The sequence below is a fragment of the Candidatus Streptomyces philanthi genome (assembly GCF_059553635.1).
Map to the genome: position 1 here is coordinate 1 of NZ_JCANQV010000345.1, position 5,618 is coordinate 5,618.

A 5,618-nucleotide genomic window follows, 5' to 3' on the forward strand; every position below is an offset into this window, starting at 1 on the left:
GCGGCGGGACCTCGCGACGGGCCGGGGTGGCGCGGTGTGGCGCGCTCCCGTACGGGCACCCCGGGAACGCGTGAGCCCCCGGCCGTAAAGGCGGGGGCTCACCACGGGTCCCTCACGAACAGGCCGGTCTCAGCCCATGAACTTCTTGAACTCCTCCGGGAGTTCGAAGTTCTGCGGGTCCTGGCCGCCACCCTGCGGCAGGCCCAGCGGGTTGCCGGACTGTGCGGCCTCGCGGCGCGCGGCGGCGGCCGCCTCGTCCGCCTTGCGCTTCATCGGGTTGCCGCTCTTGCGCTTGCCCTTGGCCTGCTTGACCTGCTTCTTCTTCTTGGCTCCGCCGCCCGCGCCCGGCATCCCGGGCATCCCCGGCATTCCGGGGATGCCGCCGCCCTGGGCCATCCGCGACATCATCTTGCGGGCGTCGAAGAACCGCTCGACGAGGTTCTTCACCGCGCTGACCTCGACACCGGAGCCCTTGGCGATACGGGCCCGGCGGGAGCCGTTGATGATCGTCGGGTCCTGGCGCTCGGCCGGGGTCATCGACTTGATGATCGCGGCGGTGCGGTCGACGTCCCGCTCGTCGAGGTTGTTGATCTGTTCCTTCATCTGGCCCATGCCCGGCAGCATGCCGAGGAGCTTGGAGATCGAGCCCATCTTGCGGACCTGCTCCATCTGGGCCAGGAAGTCGTCGAGCGTGAACTCCTTGGGGCCCTTCTGGAGCTTGGCCGCCATCTTCTCGGCCTCGGCCTGGCTGAAGGTCTGCTCGGCCTTCTCGATGAGCGAGAGCATGTCGCCCATGCCGAGGATGCGGGACGCCATGCGGTCCGGGTGGAACGCGTCGAAGTCGTCCAGCTTCTCGCCGTTGGAGGCGAACATGATCTGCTTGCCGGTGACGTGCGCGATGGAGAGCGCGGCACCACCGCGGGCGTCACCGTCGAGCTTGGAGAGCACCACGCCGTCGAAGCCGACGCCGTCGCGGAACGCCTCGGCGGTGTTGACCGCGTCCTGGCCGATCATGGCGTCGACGACGAAGAGGATCTCGTCCGGGCTGACGGCGTCGCGAATGTCCGCGGCCTGCTGCATCAGCTCCTGGTCGATGCCGAGGCGGCCGGCGGTGTCCACGATGACGATGTCGTGGACCTTGGCCCTGGCGTACTCGACGGAGTCCTTGGCGACCTGGACCGGGTCGCCGACACCGTTGCCGGGCTCCGGGGCGTAGATCCCCACGCCGGCGCGCTCGGCGACGACGCTGAGCTGGTTGACGGCGTTGGGGCGCTGGAGGTCGCAGGCGACGAGCAGCGGGCTGTGGCCCTGGCCCTTGAGCCAGCGGCCGAGCTTGCCGGCGAGGGTGGTCTTACCGGCGCCCTGGAGGCCGGCGAGCATGATCACGGTGGGCGGCTGCTTGGCGAACCGCAGCCGGCGGGTCTCCCCGCCGAGGATCGTGATCAGTTCCTCGTTGACGATCTTGATGACCTGCTGGGCCGGGTTCAGCGCCTGGGAGACCTCGGCGCCGGTCGCGCGCTCCTTGACCTGCTTGATGAAGGCGCGCACCACGGGGAGGGCGACATCGGCCTCCAGCAGGGCGATGCGGATCTCACGCGCCGTGGCGTCGATGTCCGCCTCGCTCAGGCGGCCCTTGCCCCGGAGGTTTTTGAAAGTACTCGCCAAGCGGTCGGAAAGCGTATCGAACACGGCGGTCGTCGATCCTCGGAGTCGGGGGCAGAGGGCAATCGCCCTCCAGGGTATCCGTCCCGGCCCGAAGCGTGTCCCCGCCCACCGGGCGGACGGCGGGCCGCGCACGGTCCCCGGGGGCGGCACGGCGCGGGGAGGGCCGCCCGACGGCCACCGTCACGGCGCGGGCCCGGCCCTCCGTCGGCGGCTCCCCTTCCACGTCCGTCACGCGGAACGCGTCCACCACGTTCGACCCGGGCGTCCCGGAGCGGTGCCGACGCGTCTCATGCCTCCACCTTCCGTGCCGCGTACCGGTCCGGCACGGGGTCCCTGGTGTCCGCCGCGGGCACGGGAAGCGAGGAGTGTTCCGTGGGGGCAACCGCTGCGGTGAGATCGTAGGCGGTCTCGGCGTGGGCGGCCCGGTCGATGCCGCCGGTCTCCTCGTCCTCGCCGATCCGCAGGCCGAGCAGCCGGTCGACGGCCCTGGCCAGGAGGTACGAGACGACGAGGGAGTAGGCCAGGACGCAGACCACGCCGAGGGTCTGCCGGCCGAGCTGGTCGAGGCCGCCGCCGTGGAAGAGGCCCCTGGCGCCGCTCTGTACTTCCCCGGTGGCGAACAGTCCGACGAGCAGGGAGCCCACGACGCCGCCGACGAGGTGGACACCGATGACGTCGAGGGAATCGTCGTAGCCGAAGCGGTGCTTGAGGCCGACGGCCATGGCGCACAGCACCCCGGCGACGGCCCCGACGGCGATCGCGCCGAGGGGGCTGACGGCGCCGCAGGCGGGGGTGATCGCGACGAGTCCGGCGACCGCGCCGGAGGCGGCACCGAGGGTGGTGCACGTGCCGTGCCGCAGCGTGTCGTGGCCGAGCCAGGCGAGCATCGCGGCGCCCGCGGCGACCTGGGTGTTGACGAAGGCGGCGGCGCCGACGCCGTCGCCGGTGCCGAGCGAGGACCCGGCGTTGAAGCCGAACCAGCCGAACCACAGCAGTCCGGCGCCGAGCATGACCAGCGGCAGATTGTGGGGCCGCATGGGGTCCTTGGGGAAGCCGATGCGCGGGCCGACGACAAGGAGGACGCCGAGGGCGGCGGCTCCGGCGTTGACGTGGACGGCGGTGCCCCCGGCGAAGTCGATGACGCCGCTCTCCCGCAGCCAGCCCCCGTCGCCCCAGACCCAGTGGGCGACGGGGACGTAGACGACGGTGACCCACAGGGCCGTGAACAGCGCCCAGGCGGCGAAACGGACCCGGTCGGCGAGGGCGCCGCTGATCAGCGCGGGGGTGATCACGGCGAACATCAGCTGGAAGACGGCGAAGACGGAGACGGGGACGGCGGAGGTGTCCCACGGCCGGTTCAGGCCGATGCCGCTGAGACCGGCGAAGGAACCCGTCCAGCCGATGATCCCGCCGTGGTCGGTGCCGAAGGCGAGCGCGAAGCCGTAGAGGACCCACAGGAGGGTGACGATGCCGAGGCAGGTGAAGCTCATCATCAGCATGTTGAGGACGCTCTTGACCCGGACCATGCCGCCGTAGAAGAAGGCGAGGCCCGGCGTCATGAGCATCACCAGCGCGGAGCAGATCAGCAGGAACCCGGTGTCGGCCGGGCTGATCCGCGCGGCCGCGGCCATCAGCGTCGCGCTGCCTGGGGGCATCGGCGTCTCCTCGTCGTCGACGCGGCCCGTGCGGCGGGGTCCGGTGGGCCGTCCGTCCCCGTAGGGTCGCGCGGCACGGTTTCGGCGGGCAGGCACCGGCGTTTCGTACGGGTTGCGAGGACGGCGGCCGCATTACGGACCGGTGAACTCCCGGGCGCGCGTGCGGGAACGGGCCCGGCCGCGGCCGCCACCGCGTGACCTGGCGTGGGGAAGCCGAGTCGGGCTGTACGGGGTGGCGGCCGCGGCCGGGAGTCCGGGGCGGATCAGACGGCCTCCGCCGAGGCCTCGGGGAGGTGGCGGGCCAGTTCCTCGCCGAGGTGGACGACTTCGGCGACGTCGTCGAACTCGCGGACCGCGGTGTCGACGGTCTTGCGCAGACGGGTGTTGACGCGCTCCGAGCGGACCTGTTCGGCGAAGGGGATCGCCTCGCGCGCCAGGGCCGCGCACTGCTCCGGCTCGCGTTGCAGGAGGTGGACGGTGGCCATCCCGATGAGGTTGAGGGCGTAGGAGCGCTGGTGCTCGGGGTCCTGGCCGAACAGCTCGACGGCGCGCCGCATGGCCGGTTCGGCGAGCGAGGCGTAGGTGGGGCTGCGGCCCGCGACATAGGCGAGGTCGCGGTAGGAGTGGGCGTTCTCGGCGTTCAGTTCGGCCTCGGAGAAGAAGCGGATCCAGTCCGGTTCCGGTTCGCCGGGCACGATGTCGGCGAAGGTGTCCTCCGCCATCCGCACGGCGCGCTTGACCTTGCCGGGCTGGCCCATCCCGGCGTACGCGCGGGCCTCCATGGCGTGGAGCATGGCCTGAGTGCGGGGGGTGGCCGTCTCGCGGCTGCCGTACTGGGCGAGGTGGATCAGCTCCAGCGCGTCGTCGGGCCGCTGGAGGTGGATCATCTGGCGGCTCATGCTGGAGAGGACGTACGAGCCGAGGGGGCGGTCCCCGGCCTCCTTCGCGGCGTGCAGGGCGAGGACGAAGTACTTCTGGGCGGTGGGCTGGAGGCCGATGTCGTAGCTCATCCAGCCGGCGAGCTGGGCGAGTTCGGCGGCGACCTTGAACAGCCGCCGGGAGACGGCCGCGGGCTGGGGTTCCTGGAGCAGGTCGGTGACCTCGTGCAGCTGCCCGACGACGGCCTTGCGGCGCAGTCCGCCGCCGCACTGCGCGTCCCACTGGCGGAACATCGCGGTGGTGGCCTCCAGGAGGTCCAGCTCGGGCGAGGAGAGCTTGACCGGGCGGCGGCCGGGAGTCTGCGGCCGCTGCTCGACGGCCTGCGGGGCGGGCACCGGCACCAGCCAGCGCTGCATCGGTTCGACGAGGGTGGGGCCGGCGGCGAGGGTGAGCGAGGTGCCGAGGAAGCCGCGGCGCGCCAGCATCAGGTCGCTGCGGGTGAACTCGCTGATGAGGGTGACGGTCTGGGGGGCGGACCAGGGCAGGTCCACGCCGGAGACGGAGGGCGAGCGGCGGACCGGGCGCAGGCCCAGTTCCTCGACGCCGACGACGCGGCCGAAGCGTTCGGAGAACAGTTCGGAGAGGATGCGGGGGATGGGCTCGCGCGGTTGTTCGCCGTCCAGCCAGCGGCGGACGCGTGAGGTGTCGGTGCTGATGTGGTGTGCGCCCATCTGGCGGGCCCGGCGGTTGACCTGGCGCGCCAGCTCGCCCTTGGACCAGCCGCTGCGCACGAACCATGAACCCAACTGCGTGTTGGGCCGTTTCTCGGCGGTGGCGCCGTTGCCGCCCACGGGCTCGCCCCCAAACGTGTCGTTGTCCGCTGTGAACTCCCCACAGGATGCCGCCTGTTACGGCGTCTGTCCGTCGGCCGTCCGCCCGCCGACGGGATCCGGCCACGTCCCGGAGGGCTGTGTTCCGGCCGGATCGCCGTGCCGTCGGCATATCCACGCCGCCCATGCCCCGGGACGAGGGGTGCACCGAAAGTAATCCTACGATCACGCCCGCCGCGAGGTGGCCCGGGCAAACGCCACCATTCGCCACCCCATCGCGTGAACGCGCGGACCGTTCACCGCGATTGACTTGACACCGGCCGGCGCCACGGCGCGTACAAGGGCGCGCGCCCCGCCGCACACCACCTGCCGCACCACACCGCATCGCGTCCGCGGGCTCCGTCCGGAGCCGTACCGGTACGACGGGCCTCCGGCCGCGCGGGCCGGCGGGCGCCGTCCGGCGGGCCCGACGGCTCGTAACCAGAGGAACGCACCACCCGTTGGAGGGGGCATGGGTTTCACGATCGGCATCCGCGAGATGCGGCCCGGCGCGTGGCGCCGTGCCGCCCGCTCGCCCGAGAGCACGGCG

General features: G+C 72.2%; 3 protein-coding genes. All 3 read right to left on the reverse strand.

The genetic code is table 11. The features are described 5' to 3' along the window. Positions 1-129 precede the first annotated feature (129 nt). Positions 130-1,689: a signal recognition particle protein gene (gene ffh, locus AC51EU_RS26430; protein ID WP_496269595.1), complete on the reverse strand. Its 1,560-nt coding sequence runs from the start codon at positions 1,687-1,689 to the stop codon at positions 130-132. A gap of 263 nt (positions 1,690-1,952) precedes the next feature. Beyond that, complete coding sequence (locus AC51EU_RS26435) at positions 1,953-3,320, reverse strand: ammonium transporter (protein ID WP_496269596.1); 1,368 nt, start codon at positions 3,318-3,320, stop codon at positions 1,953-1,955. 263 nt (positions 3,321-3,583) lie between these two features. Continuing rightward, positions 3,584-5,050, reverse strand: coding sequence for a transcriptional repressor NsdA (gene nsdA / locus AC51EU_RS26440; RefSeq protein ID WP_496269597.1), 1,467 nt, complete (start codon positions 5,048-5,050; stop codon positions 3,584-3,586). Between the last annotated feature and the right edge of the window lie 568 nt (positions 5,051-5,618).